The sequence below is a fragment of the Type-C symbiont of Plautia stali genome (assembly GCF_059730935.1).
This window is the reverse complement of the sequence record NZ_AP035923.1, coordinates 2,213,629-2,235,003: the sequence shown is the minus strand read 5'-3', so window position 1 is coordinate 2,235,003 and position 21,375 is coordinate 2,213,629. Positions and strand designations below refer to the sequence as shown.

At 58.0% G+C, this 21,375-nt stretch carries 17 protein-coding genes; 6 read left to right on the top strand and 11 right to left on the bottom strand.

Going from position 1 to position 21,375, the window contains the following annotated elements; all coding sequences use genetic code 11:
- Window positions 1-181 precede the first annotated feature (181 nt).
- The gene (gene hrpA, locus AC6I7J_RS10455; RefSeq protein ID WP_498005607.1) at window positions 182-4,078 is read left to right on the top strand and encodes an ATP-dependent RNA helicase HrpA; all 3,897 of its coding nucleotides are present in this window, start codon (window positions 182-184) and stop codon (window positions 4,076-4,078) included.
- 1 nt (window position 4,079) lies between these two features.
- On the opposite strand, the gene AC6I7J_RS10450 is transcribed toward hrpA, so the two are convergent.
- From AC6I7J_RS10450 to rstA, 6 genes are all read right to left on the bottom strand, one after another.
- Entirely contained in the window at window positions 4,080-4,886 is an 807-nt protein-coding gene (locus tag AC6I7J_RS10450; RefSeq protein WP_021506118.1) for a trypsin-like serine peptidase, read from the bottom strand.
- Window positions 4,887-5,002: 116 nt separating this feature from the next.
- Window positions 5,003-5,083, bottom strand: coding sequence for a small membrane protein YdgU (gene ydgU / locus AC6I7J_RS10445; protein WP_021506117.1), 81 nt, complete (start codon window positions 5,081-5,083; stop codon window positions 5,003-5,005).
- 81 nt (window positions 5,084-5,164) lie between these two features.
- A complete protein-coding gene (gene asr, locus AC6I7J_RS10440) occupies window positions 5,165-5,638 on the bottom strand; it encodes an acid resistance repetitive basic protein Asr (protein WP_072209965.1) in 474 nt (157 codons plus the stop codon).
- Between the two features lie 203 nt (window positions 5,639-5,841).
- The gene (locus tag AC6I7J_RS10435; RefSeq protein WP_498005605.1) at window positions 5,842-7,329 is read right to left on the bottom strand and encodes a carboxypeptidase M32; all 1,488 of its coding nucleotides are present in this window, start codon (window positions 7,327-7,329) and stop codon (window positions 5,842-5,844) included.
- 12 nt (window positions 7,330-7,341) lie between these two features.
- Window positions 7,342-8,652 (bottom strand): two-component system sensor histidine kinase RstB, encoded by a 1,311-nt coding sequence (rstB, locus tag AC6I7J_RS10430; protein WP_021506114.1) that lies wholly within the window; start codon window positions 8,650-8,652, stop codon window positions 7,342-7,344.
- Window positions 8,652-9,374: a two-component system response regulator RstA gene (rstA, locus tag AC6I7J_RS10425; RefSeq protein WP_021506113.1), complete on the bottom strand. Its 723-nt coding sequence runs from the start codon at window positions 9,372-9,374 to the stop codon at window positions 8,652-8,654. Before rstA ends, rstB begins: the two co-directional genes overlap by 1 nt.
- 175 nt (window positions 9,375-9,549) lie before the next feature.
- On the opposite strand from rstA, the gene AC6I7J_RS10420 reads away from it, so the two are divergent.
- Window positions 9,550-9,963 (top strand): hypothetical protein, encoded by a 414-nt coding sequence (locus AC6I7J_RS10420; RefSeq protein WP_021506112.1) that lies wholly within the window; start codon window positions 9,550-9,552, stop codon window positions 9,961-9,963.
- Here the strand turns inward: AC6I7J_RS10420 and AC6I7J_RS10415 are convergent, their stop codons facing one another.
- Window positions 9,964-11,355, bottom strand: a complete 1,392-nt coding sequence (locus AC6I7J_RS10415) for a basic amino acid/polyamine antiporter (RefSeq protein WP_125308773.1) — start codon at window positions 11,353-11,355, stop codon at window positions 9,964-9,966.
- A gap of 206 nt (window positions 11,356-11,561) precedes the next feature.
- A complete protein-coding gene (gene ydgH, locus AC6I7J_RS10410; protein WP_021506110.1) occupies window positions 11,562-12,518 on the bottom strand; it encodes a DUF1471 family protein YdgH in 957 nt (318 codons plus the stop codon).
- 538 nt (window positions 12,519-13,056) lie between these two features.
- On the opposite strand from ydgH, the gene pntA reads away from it, so the two are divergent.
- Window positions 13,057-14,589 (top strand): Re/Si-specific NAD(P)(+) transhydrogenase subunit alpha, encoded by a 1,533-nt coding sequence (pntA, locus tag AC6I7J_RS10405; protein WP_498005603.1) that lies wholly within the window; start codon window positions 13,057-13,059, stop codon window positions 14,587-14,589.
- Window positions 14,590-14,600: 11 nt separating this feature from the next.
- Window positions 14,601-15,989: a Re/Si-specific NAD(P)(+) transhydrogenase subunit beta gene (pntB, locus tag AC6I7J_RS10400; RefSeq protein WP_127834059.1), complete on the top strand. Its 1,389-nt coding sequence runs from the start codon at window positions 14,601-14,603 to the stop codon at window positions 15,987-15,989.
- A 75-nt stretch (window positions 15,990-16,064) separates the two neighbouring features.
- On the opposite strand, the gene uspE is transcribed toward pntB, so the two are convergent.
- Window positions 16,065-17,021: a universal stress protein UspE gene (uspE, locus tag AC6I7J_RS10395; protein ID WP_058769760.1), complete on the bottom strand. Its 957-nt coding sequence runs from the start codon at window positions 17,019-17,021 to the stop codon at window positions 16,065-16,067.
- Window positions 17,022-17,140: 119 nt separating this feature from the next.
- On the bottom strand, window positions 17,141-17,893 hold the full coding sequence (fnr, locus tag AC6I7J_RS10390) for a fumarate/nitrate reduction transcriptional regulator Fnr (protein ID WP_031279133.1): 753 nt from the start codon (window positions 17,891-17,893) through the stop codon (window positions 17,141-17,143).
- A 297-nt stretch (window positions 17,894-18,190) separates the two neighbouring features.
- On the opposite strand from fnr, the gene smrA reads away from it, so the two are divergent.
- Window positions 18,191-18,757, top strand: coding sequence for a DNA endonuclease SmrA (gene smrA / locus AC6I7J_RS10385; protein ID WP_021506105.1), 567 nt, complete (start codon window positions 18,191-18,193; stop codon window positions 18,755-18,757).
- Here the strand turns inward: smrA and AC6I7J_RS10380 are convergent.
- Window positions 18,754-19,674, bottom strand: a complete 921-nt coding sequence (locus tag AC6I7J_RS10380) for a LysR substrate-binding domain-containing protein (RefSeq protein ID WP_021506104.1) — start codon at window positions 19,672-19,674, stop codon at window positions 18,754-18,756. The genes smrA and AC6I7J_RS10380 overlap by 4 nt on opposite strands.
- Before the next feature lie 323 nt (window positions 19,675-19,997).
- Between AC6I7J_RS10380 and AC6I7J_RS10375 the strand changes: the two genes are divergently transcribed.
- Entirely contained in the window at window positions 19,998-21,332 is a 1,335-nt protein-coding gene (locus AC6I7J_RS10375; protein ID WP_058758506.1) for an MFS transporter, read from the top strand.
- Window positions 21,333-21,375 lie beyond the last annotated feature (43 nt).

Sequence of the window (21,375 nt, the reverse complement as noted above, 5' to 3'; positions counted from 1 at the left end):
AAAAGCGCAATATTTCGAGGCCTATGTTCGAAATTATTGAATAAGGTGGCACGTCCGGTCAGGTGAGATGTTCCAATCTGTGCTAAGATGGCGGGCATTAATCGATTGAATCCGCCGGAAAATTCTGCCCGGCGCCGAGCCGCAAGTGCCGGCTCACTGCAACAACAGGTAATTCATCACTATGTCATCATCCGTTACGTCACCTCTGGCCCCCCTCTGGTCGCGGCTCGATAACCTGATGCTGCGCGACCGCAAAGCGCTGCAGCGTCGTCTGCACGGTGCGGCAAAGGTGAAAAATCCCGCTGCGCAGCAGGAAATTATGGCTGAGCTGGAGCCGGTGTTCGCCGCGGCAGAACAGCGCGTGGCGCAACGCGCCGCCGCGACGCCGCGCATTACGTTTCCGGACAATTTGCCGGTCAGCCAGAAGCAGCAGGACATCGCTGACGCGATTCGCGATCATCAGGTAGTGATTGTCGCCGGTGAGACCGGCTCAGGTAAAACCACCCAGCTGCCAAAGATCTGTCTGGCGCTCGGGCGCGGTGTGAAAGGGCTGATTGGGCATACGCAGCCGCGTCGCCTGGCGGCACGCACCGTGGCGAACCGCATTGCCGAAGAGCTGGAAACCACGCCCGGCGGCACCGTCGGTTACAAGGTGCGGTTTAACGATCAGGTCAGCGAAACCACTCAGGTCAAACTGATGACCGACGGTATTCTGCTGGCGGAAATTCAGCAGGATCGTCTGCTGCTGCAGTATGACACCATCATCATCGATGAAGCGCACGAACGCAGTCTGAACATCGATTTCCTGCTGGGTTACCTGCGCGAACTGCTGCCGCGTCGTCCCGATCTGAAAGTGATCATCACCTCCGCGACCATCGATCCGCAGCGCTTTTCGCGCCACTTCAATAATGCCCCGGTAATCGAGGTGTCGGGCCGCACTTATCCGGTCGATGTACGCTATCGTCCGGTGGTGGAAGATGCCGAGGACACCGAGCGCGATCAGCTGCAGGCAATCTTTGATGCGGTTGACGAACTGAGCAGCGAAGGGCGCGGCGATATCCTGATCTTCATGAGCGGTGAGCGCGAAATTCGCGATACCGCCGATGCACTGATGAAGCGCGATTTACCGCACACCGAGATTCTGCCGCTCTATGCGCGCCTGTCCAACGCCGAACAGAACCGGGTGTTCCAGGCGCACAGCGGCCGCCGCATTGTGCTGGCGACCAACGTCGCCGAGACCTCGCTCACCGTGCCGGGCATTAAATATGTCATCGATCCGGGCACTGCGCGCATCAGCCGTTACAGCTACCGCACCAAAGTGCAGCGACTGCCGATCGAGCCGATCTCGCAGGCGTCGGCTAACCAGCGCAAAGGGCGCTGCGGCCGCGTGTCGGAAGGGATCTGTATTCGCCTCTATTCGGAGGATGATTTCCTCAGCCGCCCGGCGTTTACTGACCCGGAAATTCTGCGTACCAACCTGGCGTCGGTGATTTTGCAGATGACGGCACTTGGACTGGGCGACATCGCCGCATTCCCGTTCGTCGAAGCGCCGGATAAGCGCAATATTCAGGACGGCGTGCGCCTGCTGGAGGAGCTCGGCGCGATTACCCTGAGCGAGGAAGGTGCGTACAAACTGACGCCGTCCGGCCGCAGCCTGGCGCAGTTGCCGGTCGATCCGCGGCTGGCGCGCATGGTGCTGGAAGCGCAGAAATTTGGCTGTGTGCGCGAAGTGATGATTATTGCCGCTGCGCTGTCGATTCAGGATCCGCGCGAGCGTCCGGTGGAGAAACAGCAGGCATCTGACGAGAAACACCGGCGTTTTGCCGACAAAGAATCAGACTTTCTCGCCTTTGTTAATCTGTGGAACTACCTGCAGGAACAGCAGAAAGCGCTGTCCGGCAATCAGTTCCGCCGCCAGTGTAAAAGCGATTATCTCAATTACCTGCGCGTGCGCGAATGGCAGGACATCTATACCCAGCTGCGTCAGGTGGTGCGGGAACTGGGTATGCCGCTCAACAGCGAGCCGGCACCGTACCGTGAAGTACACTGCGCGCTGCTCACCGGTTTACTGTCACACATCGGTCAGAAAGATGCGGAAAAGCAGGAGTTTACCGGCGCACGCAACGCGCGTTTCGCTATTTTCCCCGGTTCCGGGCTGTTTAAGAAGCCGCCTAAATGGACCGTGGTGGCGGAACTGGTGGAAACCAGCCGCCTGTGGGGCCGCGTTGCGGCGCGCATCGATCCGGAGTGGATCGAACCGCTGGCCCAGCATCTGCTGAAGCGTAGCTATAGTGAACCGCACTGGGAGAAAGCGCAGGGCGCAGTCATGGCCACCGAGAAAGTTACGCTGTACGGGCTGCCGATTGTGCAGGCGCGTAAGGTCAATTACAGCCGCATCGATCCGCAACTCAGCCGGGAGCTGTTTATCCGTCATGCGCTGGTGGAAGGCGACTCGCAGACGCGTCACGCCTTCTTCCGCAATAACCTGAAACTGCGCAGTGAAATCGAGGATCTGGAGCACAAATCGCGGCGGCGCGACATTTTAGTCGATGACGAGACGCTGTTTGCGTTTTACGATCGCCGCATTGGCAGCGAGGTGGTCTCAGCGCGGCATTTTGACAGCTGGTGGAAACAGGCCAGTAAGGACAATCCGGATCTGCTGAGCTTTGATAAGCAGATGCTGATCAAAGACGGCGCGGAGAAGGTCAGCCAGCTGGATTACCCGAATTTCTGGCATCAGGGCAACCTGAAACTGAAGCTCAGCTACCAGTTCGAACCGGGGGCCGATGCGGATGGCGTGACGGTGCACATCCCGCTGCCGCTGCTCAACCAGGTCGACGAAGCCGGCTTTGAGTGGCAGATCCCCGGCGTGCGCCGCGCGCTGATCATCGCGCTGATTAAGTCGCTGCCCAAGCCGGTGCGACGCAACTTTGTGCCGGCACCCAACTACGCTGAAGCCTTTCTTGGCCGCGTGACGGCGCTGGAGCAGCCGCTGCTGGATGCGCTGGAGCGTGAGTTCCGCCGCATGTCTGGCGTCACCATTGAGCGCGACGCCTGGCAGTGGGATCAGGTGCCCGATCACCTGAAAATGACCTTCCGCGTGGTGGATGAGCACAACCGGAAGCTGCAGGAAGGCAAAGACCTGCATCAGCTGAAGCAGGTGCTGAAAGGCAAGGTGCAGGAGACGCTGTCCAAGGTGGCGGATGACGGACTGGAGCAGAGCGGATTACACCTGTGGAGCTTCGGCGATCTGCCGCAAAACTATGAGCAGAAGCGCGGCAACTATCAGGTCAAAGCCTGGCCGGCGCTGGTGGATGAAAAAGACAGCGTCGCGATTCGTCTGTTTGACAGTGAACGCGAGCAGCAGAAGATGATGTGGCGCGGCCAGCGGCGGTTACTGCTGCTGAACATTCCTTCGCCAATCAAGTATCTGCACGAGAAGCTGCCGAACAAAGCCAAGCTCGGGCTCTATTTCAATCCGTACGGCAAAGTGCTGGAGCTGATTGATGACTGTATCGCCTGCGGCGTGGATAAGCTGATGGCGGACGCCGGTGGGCCGGCGTGGCAGCAGGAAAACTTCGAGCAGCTGCGCGATAAAGTACGCGCCGAACTCAACGACACGGTGGTGACCATCGCCAGCCAGGTCGAGCAGATTCTCACCAGCGTGTTCAACATCAACAAGTTCCTTAAGGGACGGGTGGACATGACACTGGCACTGGCGCTGGCGGATATCAAAACGCAGCTGAGCGGCCTGGTGTATCGCGGTTTTGTCACCGGCAACGGCTATCAGCGGCTGGGCGACACACTGCGCTATCTGCACGGTATTGAGCGCCGGCTGGAGAAGCTGCCGGTTGATCCGCACAGCGATCGGGCGCGGATGCTGAAAGTGCAGGCGGTAGAGCAGGCGTGGCAAAGCTGGCGTAACAAGCTGCCGCCGCAGCGTCAGGACGATGAAGAGGTACAGGCGATCCGCTGGATGCTGGAAGAGCTGCGCATCAGTTATTTTGCGCAGCAGCTGGGCACGCCGTATCCCATCTCCGACAAACGTATTCTGCAGGCGATGGAGCAGCTGAGCTGACTTATTGCGCCAGCGCTTCCAGCTTGTCTTTAAAGGATGTAACGGCGATGGCGCGGTTATCGGCGCGATAGCGATCGGCCGGTGCCGGCGCCGAGCTCTGTACCGCAATCAGCTGCCACTCGCCGTCGCGCTTCAGCAGCAGCGGAGAGCCGCTGTCGCCGGGCAGGGTGTCGCACTGGTGCGACAGCACGGCACGCTGCGCCCAGCCGGTGATCAGGCAATCGCTGTGCGAATAGAGTGTATCCAGATGGTCAGCGGGATAACCGGCCTGTGTCACTTTGCGGTCGGTGGTTTTCAGCGCGGCGGTTAAATCGCTGCGCGAACCGTCAAACAACGGAATCGGCACGATACCGGACGGCGGATTGTGCAGAATCACCAGGCCGTAATCGTAAGGTGCCGCGTCTGGCGGCACGATCCAGCCTTCACCATCCGCCTGCAGACGCCGCGCCAGCGAAGGCTCTACGCGCGCGTCAATATCATGAATTTCGTAGCGCCAGCCTTTGGCACCCGCCATGAAGCGCAGCGCGACCGGCTTGTCGAATTTGCCCGGGGGCGTCAGTAAGCAGTGTCCGGCCGTCAGCGCCAGATGGGCCGAAATCAACGTGGCACTGCACAGATTGCCGCTTTCCGTCTCTAACTGACCAATGGCATCCCACGGCGCCGCACTGACGTCGGTAATGGCTTTACGATGATCTTTGCCGAAGAACAGGGTCTTAATCTCTTCCGGGCTGGGGCCGTCTTCATCATCGGCATGTGCTGTGAGGTTAAAGCTAAAAAGACCTACAAATAACAGGATAGCCAGGCGCATAGTTCTCTCAATGGCGAGAATAAATAGAGGTTATGGTCATCACGCTTGAGCGATAACTATAGTCGGTGAGCGGTAAAAAAGGGAGAAATATTGGAGTAATCAGCACGCTACAACGACTAGATAAAAAAGCTGGCCGCAATAATGCCGCACAGAATCATGACAATCAGGATAATTTCGAAGCGATAGCGACGCACCATTTTTCGCTACTCCAGTAAATAAACACCCGGCAGAACCGGGTGTTTTCAATCATTAATGCGGTGTTGGCGCGCAAGGCAACCTTATTTAGCAGCTTTTTTCGCTTTGTGGTGCTTTTTAGCAGCCTGAGCTTTCTGAGCAGCAGGTTTGGTTACTTTTTTGTGGTGCTTTTTAGCCGCCTGAGCTTTCTGTGCAGCTGGCTTGGTGGCTTTGTGGTGTTTTTTAGCAGCCTGGGCTTTCTGAGCCGCTGGCTTGGTGGCTTTCTTGTGGTGCTTTTTAGCGGCCTGGGCTTTCTGAGCAGCTGGTTTGGTGGCTTTCTTGTGGTGCTTTTTAGCCGCCTGCGCTTTCTGAGCCGCTGGTGCTTTCTTCTCTACTTTCTTGTGCTTTTTGGCAGCCTGCGCTTTCTGAGCAGCGGCTTTTTTGTGGTGAACAGCTTTGTGCTTAGCCGGTGCAGCGGTAGTTGCAGCAGCAGGAGCAGCAGTTGTTGTCTCAGCAGCGAAGGCTACAGAAGACAGACCCATAGCAGCGGCGATCACCAGCGCAAATAATTTTTTCATTGCAAAACCCTCGAACTATTTTTTCATGTGTAGCCCACTGCGGGGCCGGTGAATGCACTATATGTAAAACAATTCGCGCCTTCAGTGAGGGAATGGTATCGGCGTGTAACGGATTGTACAAAGCAGGAAAACCGGGCAGGGCGGGGATAAGTGCGGATCACTCTCCGCGCAAAAAACGGCGGCCGGGCAGGCCGCCGCACGGATCAGGCAGAGAGATAACGCTGTTCCAGATGCTGACGGAAATAGTGTGGATTGAGCGCTTCGCCAGTGGCATTGATCAGCAGCTGCTGCGTAGGGAAGCGGCTGCCGTGCTGCCAGATGTTCTGCTGCAGCCAGTCAAACACCGGTTGCAGTTCGCCCTGCTGAATCAATTCGTCCACCTGCGGAATGGCGCGTTTTACCGCCTGGAACAGCTGAGCAGCGTACATCGCGCCCAGTGTGTAGGTCGGGAAGTAGCCGAAGGCGCCGTCGGTCCAGTGAATATCCTGCATACAGCCGTCGCGGTAGTTGCCGCGCGTATCGATCCCCAGCGACTGCTGCATTTTTTCATCCCACAGCGCCGGAATATCCTCGACTTCAATCTCGCCTTCAATCAGCGCTCGCTCGATTTCGTAACGTAAAATCACATGGGCCGGATAGCTCAGCTCATCGGCATCGACGCGGATAAAGCCCGGTTTCACGCGCTGGGTCAGCCGAATAAAGTTGTTGCGCTCCAGCGCCGGCTGGTCGCCCATCAGCGCCACCACCTGGGGATGAATATGCTGCAGGAAGGCGTGACTGCGACCCAGCTGCATCTCCATAAACAGGCTCTGCGATTCATGCATCGCGGTTGAGCGCGCCAGCGCCACGGGCTGTCCGCGCCACTGCTGTGGCAGATTCTGCTCATAGCGCGCATGGCCGGTTTCGTGGATCACGCCCATCAGCGCGCTGAGAAAATCGTTTTCGTTGTAGCGTGTGGTGATACGCACATCTTCCGGTACGCCGCCGCAGAACGGGTGCGCGCTCACGTCCAGCCGGCCGTGATTAAAATCAAACCCTAACGTCGCCATCACGCTCAGGCCGAGTTGCTTTTGTGATTCGATGGCGAAGGGGCCGACCGGCTGGGCAATTGGCGTTGCCTGCTGGCGGGCTACCGCTTTTTGCAGCAGATCCGGTAGCCAGCTTTTCAGATCGCCAAAGGTGCTGTCGAGCTGCGCGCTGGTCATGCCTGGCTCAAACACATCCAGCAGCGCATCGTAGCGTGATACGCCGAGCGCATCGGCGCGCAGCTGTGCCTCTTCGCGGCTCAGCTTCACCACTTCTTTCAGGTTAGCGCTGAAGCCCTGCCAGTCGTTGGCCGGACGCTGACTGCGCCACGCGTGTTCACAGCGCGAGCCGGCCAGCGATTTGGCTTCCACCAGCGAGGCCGGCAGCAGCGTTGCCTGGCGCCACGCGCGCTGCATTTCGCCCAGATTGGCCTGCTCCACATCGTTCAGCGACTCCTGCCTGGCGGCGTCAAACAGCCCGCCGAGGCGCTTGTCGGTCAGCAGCTCGTGCATAAATACGCTCAGCTCCGCCATCGCTTCTCCACGCGCCTGGCTGCCGCCCGACGGCATGGTGGTTTGCATATCCACGCTGGCAATTGCGCCCAGATGGCCAAAACGCGCCAGGCGCTGAAAAGTGCGGCTAAGTTCCTGATAAGCTGCAGTCATGTAACAAGCTCCTTATGAAGGTAAGCGCGGCGTCACGTCGCGCAGAGGGAGATCAACTGGCCAGCAGAAGCGCACGCAGGCGCCGCCCAGCGGACTGCTCTCAATCGAGACCTGGCCCTGCAGCGCCTGCGCAATAGAGTGCACAATCGCCAGACCGAGGCCGCAGCCGCCGGTGGCGCGATCGCGGCTGGGATCGAGCCGTACGAAAGGCTCGAATACCCGCTGGCGTTCATCCGGCGGAATGCCCGGACCATCATCTTCAACCTGCAGATTGCCGATGGCGCCGTCAAACCACAGGCTGACACGCAGCCGCTGCTGCGCATAGCGCAGGGCGTTATTCACGAGGTTATCCAGCACGCGCTCCATCAGGCGCGTATCTGCCGCGCCAATGTTTTCCAGCTGCGGAATATCCAGCGTAATGTGCGTTTGCGGATTCATGGTCTGCACGTCAGCGATGTGCACGCGCAGCCACTGGGCCAGATCGAAAGATTGCAGATTGAGGTCAACGCGCGGCCGGTCGAGGCGCGCATAGGTCAGCAGCTCCTCAATCAGGCTCTCCAGCTGGCCGACGTCACGGTTCAGCGCCGCGGATTCTGCCGCGCTGAGGTTTTCACTCATCTCCAGCCGGTATCGCAACCGGACCAGCGGCGTGCGCAGCTCGTGCGCGATACCATCAATCAGCTGTTTTTTACTCGCCACCAGCGTATTGATGTTGTCCGCCATCTGGTTAAACGCCACGCCAAGGCTGTGCAGGCTGGAGGTATTTTCAAAATGGGTGCGCACGTCAAGCTCGCCGCGACCAAAGCGCTGAGCCGCTTTCTCCAGCCGCTGCATCTCCTGCCAGTGAGGCCGCAGCCAGATGAACACCGGCAGCGCCAGCGACATGCCAATAAACGCCAGCAGGGCGATATCAAGGATGCGCATCTGGTGCAGATAAAACAGGTAAGGGATCGGTCCGACCGACAGCACATAGTGGCTGCGCGGGATGTGCTGCAGGAAGGTGTACTGATCGTCGAGGGCGACGATCTCACCGGCGCGCAGCCGCTTCATGTCGGCTTCGTCCAGCTGATATTTGCTCATCGGTTCGATGTGCAGCTCAAAGGATAAATCGAGATCGAGGTTGCGGATGGTTTTATTCCAGTCGCGCGGCGGGATCTCACGCAGTTCGCTGCGCATCAGAAACAGCGAGCTGGCCATCAGGTCGTTCATTGACTGACGTCCGGCGCGCTCGGCGGTGAATTTGTACACCAGACCCACCAGCAGCGTCATCACCAGGAAGCAGACGAACAGCAGCAGATAGAACTGAATGAAGAGCTTTCTCATCAGGAGCGGGTATCCCAGGCCTGCGGCGCGAACAGATAGCCTTTGTTACGGATGGTTTTGATGCGGAACGGCTCGGTGGCGCTGTCGTACAGTTTCTTGCGCAGGCGTGAAATGGCGACGTCGATGCTGCGATCCATGCCGTCATAGCTCACGCCGCGCAGGGTTTTCAGCAACGCGTCACGGTCGAGAATTTCTCCCGCGTGGCTCGCCAGCTCCCACAGCAGATCAAAATCGGCGGTCGAAAGGGTGATCGGTTCATCGAACAGGATCACCTGGCGGTTGAGCGCATCAATGGTGAGTGAACCAAACCGCAGCACCTTTTGCGAGCTCTGCACGGCGGGTGCGGCTTCTGGTTTGGCCACGTGCGCCTGGCGCAGATGCAGGCGCAGGCGCGCCAGTAGCACCGCCGGCGGCGTGGTTTTCAGAATATAGTCATTGGCGCCCATCTCCAGCGCCAGAATGTGGTTCATGTCGCTGTCGAGCGAGGTCAGCAACACAATCGGTCCCTGCCAGTGGGCACGCAAATCGCGGCACAGCGTCATGCCATCTTTGCCCGGCAGCATGATATCCAGTAATACCAGATCCGGGTCGGCGGCGAGAATGGTCGCTTCCGCGCGATCGCCGCGCGTCTCAACCAGCACCTCAATATCGTGGCGGCCAAGATAAGCCGCAATCAGTTCGCCGACTTCCGGCTCATCTTCCACATAGACAATTTTGTTCATAATGCTCTGTCATGGCTGAGAATGTCAGCAGCATAGCTTTTCCTGGTCCTGAGCTCTACGCTACCGCACGAATTATCCTTGTCTTACTGGTATGTACACCGTGAAATGTGCCATTATTACCGGCGCGTTCTGGCGCAAGGTTCGGAATCGTACTGAAAACAGGAGGAGTGCGAGGGTGTCTGATAAAGAGCTGGCTTCAGCCGGATACAGTGACCGCATCTGCTTCAACTACAGTGACTTCCTTTCCGCTTCCTGCAAAAAACGCTGGAGCTTTGTCGATGCCATTTACGGCGTGATGCCAATTTTTGGCATGGTGACGCGCAAGTCCGGGCACAGTTTACAGGCCAGCGACGACCATCTGAAAGAATTAGCATTACAAATCATTTCAACCCAGGTCAGCGACGAAATTAACATTGCCCGCCTGATTACCCTGGCCGAACAGCAGCACATCAGCCGCTTCGATATTCAGCTGCCTTATCCGCTGTCCGCTGAGCAGCTTGACGCCATCCATCTGGAATACCGCAAGCCGCTCAATCTGACACAGCAGAACGATCTGCTGTGCGTCTCTATTCCGTTACAACCGCACTGATTAGCGCGTCAGCTGCCACAGCGCGGGCAGTGAGGCGGCAATTAACAGCACGATGGCGATGCGCTCCAGCGCAAACAGCGGTTGATCGCCGCGGCCACCGCGTCGTGCATACAGGAACAGCAGCAGGCCCGGCGCGTAAAGCACCACCGACAACAGCAGATGCAGCGGCCCCGAGGCGTACAGCAGCCACAGCCCATAGGCGCTGGCACCGAGGCCCGTCAGCAGGGCCAGCGGTTTATGCTGACCGCGCACCACTTTCACCAGAAACAGACCGACCAGCAGATAGGGCACGAGGATCATTTCTGAGGCGATGGTCAGCAGCGTGTTGTAATCCGCGCCGGTAACCGCAATCAGAATCAGGCACACCTGCACGCTACCGTTGGTCAGCCACAGCGACGCCGCCGGCGCATTATGACGGTTCTGCCGGGCAATGCTGCGCGGAAACGCGCCCTGCTGCGCGGCGAGGAACGGGACTTCCGCCGCCATAATGGTCCAGCTGAGATAGGCCCCGCACACCGAGATAATCAGGCCAACCGCAATCACTGCATCGCCCCAGTGACCGAGCAGCCGTTCCATCAGACCGGCCATTGACGGATTGCGCATCTGCGCCAGTTCCGCACGCGGCACCACGCCAAGCGACAGCAACGTCACCAGCAGATAGACCAGCAGCGCGGCCAGCACCGCCAGCAGCGTGGCGCGCCCGACATCTTTCTTGTGGCGCGCGCGGGCAGAGACCACCACCGCGCCTTCCACGCCAATAAATACCCACAGGGTAATCAGCATGGTCTGTTTGACCTGCTGCCACAGCGGCTGGCCGAGCGCCGCGCCGTCAAAGTCAAAACGGAAGCGATCGTAATTAAACGCCAGCAGCGCCAGTACCACGAACAGCAACAGCGGCACCAGTTTGCCCAGCGTCGCCAGCAGGTTGATGCTGGCTGCGGTCTGTACGCCGCGCAGCACCAGCCAGTGCACCAGCCACAGCAGCACGGAAGCGCCAAGCATCGCCTGCCAGGTGTTGCCATCGCCAAACACGATGCGATCCGGCGTATCGGTAAAGAAGCTCAGCGCTGAAAACACAATCACCAGATACGAGACGTTGGCAATCACTGCGCACAGCCAGTAACCCCATGCTGAGCAGAAGCCGGTCAGCTCGCCGAAGCCGGCGCGCGCGTAGGTGAAGATGCCGCCATCCAGTTCCGGGCGCAGACGCGTCAGCAGCAACATCGCCAGCGACAGAAAGAGGATACCGACACCGGTGATCAGCCAGCCGATCAGCAGCGCCGCCGGACCGGCAACCGCCGCCATATTTTGTGGCAGGCTAAAGACGCCCGCGCCGAGCATCGAGCTGAGCACCAGCGCAGTGAGCGCGCTAAGACCTAATTTTTTATCCAAAACGCCATTCCTGAGCAGCAGAGTGTGCTGGGTAGTAGTTGTTCAGCCAGAGTGTAACGTGGCAATCAGTCCCGTTTAAAACGGAATACCCTGAAAACAGGCGGCAGATTTTACGGAGAGCGAACGGTGAAGGCAATGCAAGACTATGCAGATTTGCACACGGATTATGCAAACGGCAGGGCGACGGGCGCCGCCCTGCGCGGGGATTATTTAAACAGGTCAGCGGTGACGGTCAGGTTGCCGCCGCTCTGGTTCTGCCACTGCCGCGTAATGTGATAATACTTCGCGCCTTTGGCGATGGCGCGTTTGCCCACGGCTTCTGAGATCTCGGTTGGCGTGCCGAAGTGATCGGAGAAGGAGATGGTGTCAAACGGTTGCATCTGTGCGGCCGTGATCGCATTGACTTCCTGCACGCTGCGGCCATCCGGCTGCGTCACAGTATAACGCTGACCGGTAGAGCTTTGGGTTTCAAAGAAACGACCCACGCTGGTGCTTGGCGTATCTGAGGAAGCAACGCCAGGGATTGCCACTTTCTTCGCCGCTGCGCCGCCCGCAGCCAGGGCTGCTTTGCCGGCTTCTGAGTCAGCCGGAATGGAGTCAGAGGTATCCTGCACCACGCGCGCTTTGGCATCGGCTTTATACACGTAGGCGGTCACGTACTGGTTGCCACCGTTGTTAGCATCCACCTGACGCACAATAAAGAAGGAGGCCGCACCTTTGTTTTTCGCCGCTTTGGCGATGGCTTCGTTCACGTCCGGCTGGCTGGAGAAGAAGCCGCTGACGGAGACGGTGTCAAACGGCTCAAGGCGATATGCTTCCGCCTTAGGCAGCTCTTTCACGCCGTTGAACATCCGGTATTGCGTGCTTTGTTCCACTTTCGCTGCATTGGCTTTGTACAGATCGGCGGTAACGCGCCAGTTGCCACCGTTACCGTTGCTGTCGTTGATGCCCTGCACGTAGAAAGAGTCCGCGCCTTTGGCGTCGGCGGCTTTAGACACGGCGTCTGTTGCATCGCCAATTGCATTGAAACGGCCGCTAATATTAATACGTTCGAATGGTTTTAACGCGGCCGCTTGTTCTGGCGTTAACTCTTTGGCAGCAAACGCATTGGCTGCCAGCAGTGATAACAGGGTCGACGCCAGAATGGTGTTCTTCAGCTTCATAAAAATGATCCTTCGCCTTACGCAAATTGAGTACGAAAACGTGCTGGACTCTTGATGTATAACAGATTAGCCGCTGATTATTGCATGTAATAATCGGTCTGTCTCAGCCAATTTATGCGCATAACATTGACAATCCCAGCATTTTATTCATCGGCCTGTCATCTTTCGCTGTTATGGCTTTTTTTTGGTCAGCTTACCGCTTTAACCGGTATCGCTTAGTACCAGAATAGTTAACGCATTGTTAAATATAGGTTTTTAAAAACAGTTAATTCGTCATGACACGATTAGGCACAGCAGATTATTTTCCATAATGCCGCAAACCTGGTCGCATCCCGCGGTATTCATCGCTGGCATCTGAATATCTGTGTGAATGTCATAAGTGTGCGTTATGGCGCTAGATCGTCCTGGGCATTTTCAGTAGGTTATAAAGACTTTGTTACATAGTGCATTTCGCTCATAAAAAGCTGAAACAGCGTTTCGGCTTTTAAGCATGTGCCCCTTACAGAACCTCATCCTTTAATCATGGAAAGGAAACAGTATGTTAATTGGGATACCCAAAGAGCGGTTAGCCAATGAGTCCCGCGTCGCAGCGACGCCAAAGACCGTTGAGCAGCTCATTAAGCTGGGATTCAGCGTCACCGTTGAGCAGGGCGCCGGGATGCGCGCCAGCTTTGATGATGACAGTTTTATCGCCGCCGGTGCCAGCATCAGTCATCCGCAGGATGTCTGGCAGTCCGACATCGTGCTGAAGGTGAACGCGCCAGACGACAACGAGATCGCCCTGATGCGCGCGGGCAGCACGCTGGTGAGCTTTATCTGGCCAGCGCAGAACCCGGCGCTGCTGGAGAAATTAGCCGCACGCAACATCACCGTAATGGCGATGGATTCCGTACCGCGTATTTCGCGCGCGCAGTCGCTGGATGCGCTCAGCTCGATGGCGAACATCGCCGGTTACCGGGCCATTGTCGAAGCAGCCCATGAGTTTGGCCGCTTCTTCACCGGGCAAATCACCGCCGCCGGTAAAGTGCCACCGGCAAAAGTGATGGTCATCGGGGCTGGCGTGGCCGGTCTGGCGGCGATTGGCGCGGCGGGCAGCCTCGGTGCCATCGTGCGCGCCTTCGATACCCGTCCGGAAGTGAAGGAGCAGGTGCAGAGTATGGGCGCCGAGTTCCTGGAACTCGACTTTGAAGAGGAAGCGGGCAGCGGCGACGGTTACGCCAAAGTGATGTCCGAAGCCTTTATCAAGGCGGAGATGGCGCTGTTCGCGGCGCAGGCGCAGGAAGTGGACATTATCGTCACCACCGCGCTAATCCCGGGCAAGCCGGCACCGAAGCTGATCACCGCAGAGATGGTGGCCAGCATGAAGCCGGGCAGCGTGATTGTTGATCTGGCGGCAGCCACCGGCGGTAACTGCGATCTGACCGTCGCCGACCGCGTCACGCTGAGCGACAACGGCGTCAAAATCATCGGCTACACCGATCTGCCGAGCCGGCTGCCAACGCAGTCCTCGCAGCTGTACGGCACCAACCTGGTGAACCTGCTGAAGCTGCTGTGTAAAGAGAAAAACGGCGAGATCGTAGTTGATTTTGACGATGTCGTGGTGCGCGGCGTCACGGTAATTCGTGACGGAGAAGTGACCTGGCCTGCGCCACCGATTCAGGTCTCTGCTGCGCCACAGGCCGCAAAACCTGCCGCACAGCCGCAGGTGAAAGCGGCAGAGAAGTCCGCTGCGCCGTGGCGCAAGTATCTGCTGCTGGCGCTCGCGGTAGTGCTGTTCGGCTGCCTGGCCAACGTCGCGCCGGCGGAATTCCTGTCGCACTTTACCGTGTTCGCGCTTGCCTGCGTCGTCGGGTATTACGTGGTGTGGAACGTCAGTCACGCGCTGCATACACCGTTAATGTCCGTCACCAACGCCATCTCCGGCATTATTGTGGTGGGCGCGGTGCTGCAGATGGGCCATGGCGGCTGGGTCACCTTCCTGGCGTTTATCGCCGTCCTGATTGCCAGCATCAATATCTTCGGTGGTTTCACCGTCACCCAGCGCATGCTGAAAATGTTTCGTAAGAATTAAGGGGTAACAACATGTCTGGCGGATTAGTGACTGCAGCATACATTGTTGCCGCAATTCTGTTTATTTTCAGCCTGGCCGGGCTCTCGAAGCATGAGACCTCAAAGCAGGGCAATATCTTTGGTATCAGCGGCATGGCGCTGGCGCTGCTCGCCACCATTTTTGGTCCGCACAGCGGCAACGTGGCGTGGATTCTGCTGGCGATGGTGATCGGCGGTGCGATTGGCGTGCGTCTGGCGAAGAAAGTCGAAATGACCGAAATGCCGGAGCTGGTGGCGATTTTGCACAGCTTTGTCGGTCTGGCAGCGGTGCTGGTTGGGTTCAACAGCTACCTTGACCACGCGCCGGGACTGTCGGCGGTGATGGAAAATATCCATCTGACCGAAGTGTTCCTCGGCATCTTTATCGGCGCGGTGACCTTCACCGGTTCAGTGGTGGCATTTGGCAAACTGCGCGGCAAGATCTCCTCAAAAGCGCTGATGCTGCCGCATCGCCATAAGATGAACCTGGCGGCGCTGGTGGTCTCATTCCTGCTGATGCTGTGGTTTGTGCGTACCGACAGCACCGCTGCACAGGTGGTTGCGCTGCTCCTTATGACGGTGATTGCGCTGGTGTTCGGCTGGCATCTGGTGGCGTCGATTGGCGGTGCGGATATGCCGGTGGTGGTCTCGATGCTCAACTCCTATTCGGGCTGGGCGGCGGCGGCGGCGGGCTTTATGCTGAGCAACGACCTGCTGATCGTCACCGGTGCGCTGGTGGGCTCCTCCGGTGCCATCCTGTCGTACATTATGTGTAAAGCGATGAACCGTTCCTTTATCAGCGTGATTGCCGGCGGGTTCGGTACTGACGTGAGCGGTGCGGATGCGGGCGAAGAAGCGGGTGAACACCGTGAAATCAGCGCGGAAGAGACGGCAGAACTGCTGAAAAACTCGACCTCGGTGATCATCACGCCGGGCTACGGTATGGCGGTCGCCCAGGCGCAGTATCCGGTGGCAGAGATCACCGAGAAGCTGCGTGCGCGCGGTATTAAGGTGCGTTTCGGTATTCACCCGGTCGCCGGTCGTTTGCCGGGGCACATGAACGTGCTGCTGGCGGAAGCCAAAGTGCCGTACGATGTGGTGCTGGAGATGGATGAGATCAACGATGATTTCAGCGATACCGACACCGTGCTGGTTATCGGTGCCAACGACACCGTCAACCCGGCGGCCCAGGACGATCCGCGCAGCCCGATTGCCGGTATGCCGGTGCTGGAAGTGTGGAAAGCGCAAAACGTCATCGTGTTCAAACGCTCGATGAACACCGGCTATGCCGGGGTGCAGAACCCGCTGTTCTTTAAAGAGAACACCCAGATGCTGTTTGGCGATGCCAAAGCCAGCGTCGAAGGCATTCTGCGCGCGCTGTAGGAAACGAAAAGGGCGGTGATATCACCGCCCTGATAAGCTCAAACCGGGGCGCGCAGGATGGCCGCCCTGCGTTATTTAATCCTCTTCATCTTCCTCATCGTCGAGGTCAATCGGCGATTTGAAATCATCCGGCTTGATCGCCAGCAAATCACAGCGCAGGTGATCGATCACCTGTTCAGCGGTATTGCCGAGAAACGCAGCTGACAGACCGGTACGACCAATGGTGCCCAGCACCACAATCCCGGCGTCGAGATGCGACGCGATATCCGGGATGACTTCTTCCGGCAGGCCCTTCGCCACGTGGGTAAACTCCTCGCCGATGGAGAATTTCTGGCGCAGCGCTTTCATCGCCACCAGGTGCTGGCCGCGAATGGCATCGTTATAGACGCTGGGATCAAAATCCGGCAGTTCGATGGCAATATTAATCGGCGTGACAGGATAGGCGCCCACCAGATGCACCTCGGTGTGATTCACCATTTCAGCCAGCTGCGTGGTCTCGCGGATCAGTTTTTGATTGAGCTCATCATGATGCGGTTCCTCGCTGGCAAGATTTACCGCCACCACCGCTTTGCCGCCTTCCGGCCACGGCTGGTCTTTGACCATCCATACCGGGCACGGGCACTTACGCAGCAGGTGCCAGTCGGTGGGGGTGAAAATCACTGCTTCCAGACGATCGTGCTGGTGCGCCATCTTCAGGACCAAATCATGCTGATGCGCCAGCACTTCCTGAATGATGGCTTCGTACGGCCGGTTATGCCACACCACTTTGATCTCGATATCCACGCCGGCTTCCAGATAGGCCTGCGCCTGTTCGCGGATCCATTCGGTACGCTGGCTAATCACCCCTTTGCGCATGTTGACGCGCTCGTCGGGCGACAGCAGGGTGGTCATTTCGTAGGAGAAGTCGTAGATAGGCAGGAAGGCTTTGATTTTTCCGCCGATACGTTGATTGAGATAAACCGCACGCCGCAGCGCCGGCTGGTCGTCCTGCTGAGCATCAATCGCCACCAGAATATGCTGATACCGGGACATAAGGCACTCTCCTCAAACCAAAGCGAAGTTGGATTAAAGATAGCCTAAGATGGCGCAGGGCAGAAGCGGAAAAGTTGTTGCCGGATCAATAAAATAACATTTATCGACCCGGCAGGCGGTTACGCTGCCTGATCGGTCTGGCCGGCCAGTTCAGCCAGCAGCGCATGGTTTTCGATGGTGATATATTTGCCTTTCACCGCCAGCATGCCGCTTTTCTGGAAACGTCCCAGCAGACGGCTGATGGTTTCGACGGTGAGTCCCAGATAGTTACCGATGTCGCCGCGCGTCATGGTCAGGCGGAATTCACGCTGTGAGAAACCGCGCTGGCCGAAGCGGCGCGACAGGTTCCAGATAAACGCCGCCAGACGCTCTTCCGCGTTCTTTTTCGATAACAGCAGGATCATATCCTGATCGCCTTTGATCTCGCCGCTCATCAGACGCATCATCTGCTGACGCAGCGCCGGCATTTTACCGGACAGATCGTCGAGGGTTTCAAACGGAATTTCACATACCATGGCCGTTTCCAGCGCCTGAGCGAAGCTCGGATGGTGCGCGCTGACGATGGCGTCAAAGCCCACCAGATCGCCCGCCAGATGGAAACCGGTGATCTGTTCATCACCCTGTTCGGTAATGGTGTAACTTTTAATGGTGCCGGAGCGGATAGCATAAAGGGATTTCAGTTCATCACCGGCTTTGAACAGCGTCTGGCCTTTCTGAATCGGCTTTTTGCGTTCAATAATATTGTCCAGCTGATCCAGTTCATGTTCGTTCAGCGTGAAGGGAATACACAACTGGCTGATACTGCAATCCTGACAGTGGATGGCACAACCGCCAGACTGAATACGTCGAATGCTGCGTTTTTCCGGGATCATATAGGTACGCTCGATGATTATTGACTGTCGTCAATTTTAACATTTTTCTTTGTCATGTGAACTCATCCGAGCAGTAATAATGATCAAAACCGCACAAATGCTGGGTATTCGCGGCTTTGATGTCTGCAAATTACCAGCCGGTTTTTGATCTGGAACGTTTTCTTTCCATATTTACATCCGGACACAACCCGATCCCGCGCAGAAAGTGACGGATGTGATAGCCGATAACCTTTGCTACTATTTTGCTTTCGGGTGGCATGTTGCGCCCGATTCACCACCAGGCGTGAGGAAAACACCATGAACCTTGATGATGAAGACCTTTTCCGCGATGCCATGGGTGATGTAACCCCGTTAAAAGATTGCGCCAACACCCAGTGGCTGCGCGCGCCGTCTACCAAAGCGCCGCGCCAGCAGCCGCATGACGACGCACCGGAAAACTTCCTGACGCGCGGCTTCCTTGAGATTATCCCGCGCGACACGCCGCTGGAATATAAAGCCGATGGCATTCAGCAGGGCGTGCTCGACAAGCTGCGGCTGGGCAAATATACGCTGGACGCCAGTCTTAATCTGTTACGCCAGCCGGTAGAGACCTGCCGGCAATCGCTGTTTAGCTTTATGCTGGAAGCGCGCAAACAGGGCCTGCGCAATCTGCTGATTATTCATGGCAAAGGGCGGGATGATGAAGCGCACGCCAATATTGTCCGCAGCTACGTGGCACGCTGGCTGCGGCAATTTGACGACGTTCAGACCTTCTGCAGCGCGCAACCGCAGCACGGCGGCAGCGGCGCAGTCTATGTCGGGCTGCGCAAAACCGATCGCGCGCGCCTCGACAATCGCGAACGCCACGCCAAACGCAGCCGTTAACTGTGAAATTTGCGGATGGTGGCCATCAGCACTTCCGCGCTTAACGAGAGCGAGTGGCCGCTGCGGGTAATAATGCCCACCGGCTCGCCGGGGCCGGGCGATGCGATGGGTAGCGCGCTGAGCGCATTGTGACTTAAATCTTCCTTCACCGCGCCGGATGGCACAAACCACACATAGTCATAACGCAGCGCCAGCTGGCGGGCCAGCGAGGTGGAAGAGGTTTCGACACAGTTGCCCGGCAGCGAGCAGCCTTGTTCATCCAGCATGTGCTGGGCAATGCGGCGCGGCGCGGTGCCTTCAGGCGAAATCACTACCGGCCACTGCATAGCGCGGGAAAGTGTGACATTGTCACTTAACAGCGGGTGCTCCGGTCGCACCACCAGCTTGAGCGATTCGAGAAACAGCAATTCGTAGGTCAGGCCGGTCATCATTTCGCTGTCCGCCATACGGCCAATGCCAATATCAAACTCCCCGGCGCGCAGGCCAGCCAGCAGCACATTATTGTGCAGCGTGGCTACCTGTACCGTGGTGTTCGGCTGCTGTTCATGGAAGCGATCCAGGATCTGCGGCAGCATCCCCATGGCGGCGGTGGTGAGGGCGCCAAGGCGGATCACGATCGGGCGTCCGGAAACCGGCGAGTTGAAACTTTGTCCGGCGTGGTTAAGCGCATCCAGTACTTTCACCGCGTGGGTCAGGAACTGTTCTCCCAGTGTCGTCAGCTGAGCACCGAGGCGACCGCGCTCAAACAGACGCGCGCCCGCCAGTTCCTCCAGCTCATTGAGCGTTTTAGACAGCGCCGGCTGACTCAGATTGAGGGTTTCCGCCGCGCGGCCCAGCGTGCCCTGTTGCGCGACTGCCACAAAGGTGTGTAAATGGCGCAGACGAATGCGCTGATTAAAGAGATGATTTTTGTCCATAAACGCCAGCGTAATGAGTCAGAGCGGTCAGCGGCAAGTGGCTGACCGAGATTCTGTTAACTTACCTGCAAAATTATATTAACAAAAACGGTCGGCGTGAGAAGTTTTAGTAAGTGGCTGTATTGGTTGGCTTTATAAATAACCGGGCGTCCGGGCGCGTTTCTGCATTCAGCGTTATCAGTAGCTTAGCGGGAAAAATGTTGAATAATTCTCAATTTCACTTAAAAATCCTGCCCGTTATTGTTAACGATGCGCTATCATAAGCGCCGTTTTTTTTACCAAAACTGATGACCTATTCGTGATAATCCTGCAGGAGTGGTACCGTGACCAGCGCTGAAGCCATTGACGTCCGCCAGCTCATCAACCAGAGCGCGTTAAGCAGCTGGCAGAAGCGTTTAATTGCGCTGTGCTTTGTCGTGGTGGCGCTGGATGGCATGGATATCGCGCTAATGGGCTTTATCGCGCCGACGCTGAAAGCCAGCTGGGGCGTGACCAATCATCAGTTGGGGATGGTGATCAGCGCGGCGCTGATTGGGCTGGCGCTGGGTGCCATGGTGGCTGGACCGCTGGCCGATCGCTACGGCCGCCGCGTGATGATTCTGCTCAGCGTGCTGTTTTTTGGCCTCTGGACGCTGGCGACCGCCATGGCGCAAAACATCGAACAGATGATGCTGTTCCGCTTCCTCACCGGTCTGGGACTGGGAGCGGCGATGCCCAACGTCGGCACGCTGGTGGCCGAATACGCGCCCGAGCGGCGCCGCTCGTTTATTATCACCGTGGTGTTCTGCGGCTTCACCTTTGGCGCGGCCTCCGGCGGTTTTGCCGCCTCGTGGCTGCTGCCGCGCTATGACTGGCATTCGGTGATGCTGATGGGCGGCGTGCTGCCGCTGCTGGTGCTGCCGTTTCTGCTGCGCGGCCTGCCGGAGTCGGTGCGCTTTCTCATCAGCCAGCGCGCGCCCGCTGCACGCATTCACGCTATTCTGGCGCGCATGCTGCCGGGCAGCGTCCGGCCTGACAGCCATTTTCAAAGCAGTGAACCGCTGGCCGCGCGCCACGGTGCAGTGGCCACCGTCGTCTCACCCCGCTATCTGTTTGGCAGCCTGATGCTGTGGGGCGGCTACTTTATGGGGCTGTTTCTGGTCTACCTGATTGGCAGCTGGCTGCCATCGCTGATCAACACGCTGGGCATGTCTGTCACCGAAGCGGCTATCGTCACCGCCATGTATCAGGCGGGCGGCACCGTTGGCTCACTGTTTGCCGGCTGGCTGATGGACCGCATCAACGCCAATCTGGCGCTGGCCATTATTTACTTTTGCGGCGGCATCGCCATTGTGGCGCTCGGGTTTTCCCCGGCGCAGGTCGGGTTGATGAGCGCCATCGCCTTCTGCAGCGGCTTCTGTTTTAACGGTGCCAACACCGGCATGAATGCACTCTCGGCCAGTTACTATCCCACCCATGCCCGCGCGACCGGCTCCAGCTGGATGCACGGCGTCGGCCGCATCGGCGCGATCATCAGCGCCTTCGTCGGCGCTGAGCTGCTGTCCCTCGGCTGGTCGTTTAGCCAGATCTTTCTGCTGCTGGCGTTGCCGGCGGCGCTAACCACGCTGATGCTGGTACTGAAATGTCGCTTTGGTGACCAGCCGCGCGCCACCGAGTGACAGGGCGATCACAGTTCCGCGAAAATGTTACCCGCCGCTAAAG

Coding starts and splice junctions, on each gene's coding strand:
- hrpA (WP_498005607.1), top strand. CDS start 182: ATGTCATCATCCGTTACGTCACCTCTGGCCCCCCTCTGGTCGCGGCTC.
- AC6I7J_RS10450 (WP_021506118.1), bottom strand. CDS start 4,886: ATGCGCCTGGCTATCCTGTTATTTGTAGGTCTTTTTAGCTTTAACCTC.
- ydgU (WP_021506117.1), bottom strand. CDS start 5,083: ATGGTGCGTCGCTATCGCTTCGAAATTATCCTGATTGTCATGATTCTG.
- asr (WP_072209965.1), bottom strand. CDS start 5,638: ATGAAAAAATTATTTGCGCTGGTGATCGCCGCTGCTATGGGTCTGTCT.
- AC6I7J_RS10435 (WP_498005605.1), bottom strand. CDS start 7,329: ATGACTGCAGCTTATCAGGAACTTAGCCGCACTTTTCAGCGCCTGGCG.
- rstB (WP_021506114.1), bottom strand. CDS start 8,652: ATGAGAAAGCTCTTCATTCAGTTCTATCTGCTGCTGTTCGTCTGCTTC.
- rstA (WP_021506113.1), bottom strand. CDS start 9,374: ATGAACAAAATTGTCTATGTGGAAGATGAGCCGGAAGTCGGCGAACTG.
- ydgH (WP_021506110.1), bottom strand. CDS start 12,518: ATGAAGCTGAAGAACACCATTCTGGCGTCGACCCTGTTATCACTGCTG.
- pntA (WP_498005603.1), top strand. CDS start 13,057: ATGTTAATTGGGATACCCAAAGAGCGGTTAGCCAATGAGTCCCGCGTC.
- pntB (WP_127834059.1), top strand. CDS start 14,601: ATGTCTGGCGGATTAGTGACTGCAGCATACATTGTTGCCGCAATTCTG.
- uspE (WP_058769760.1), bottom strand. CDS start 17,021: ATGTCCCGGTATCAGCATATTCTGGTGGCGATTGATGCTCAGCAGGAC.
- fnr (WP_031279133.1), bottom strand. CDS start 17,893: ATGATCCCGGAAAAACGCAGCATTCGACGTATTCAGTCTGGCGGTTGT.
- smrA (WP_021506105.1), top strand. CDS start 18,191: ATGAACCTTGATGATGAAGACCTTTTCCGCGATGCCATGGGTGATGTA.
- AC6I7J_RS10380 (WP_021506104.1), bottom strand. CDS start 19,674: ATGGACAAAAATCATCTCTTTAATCAGCGCATTCGTCTGCGCCATTTA.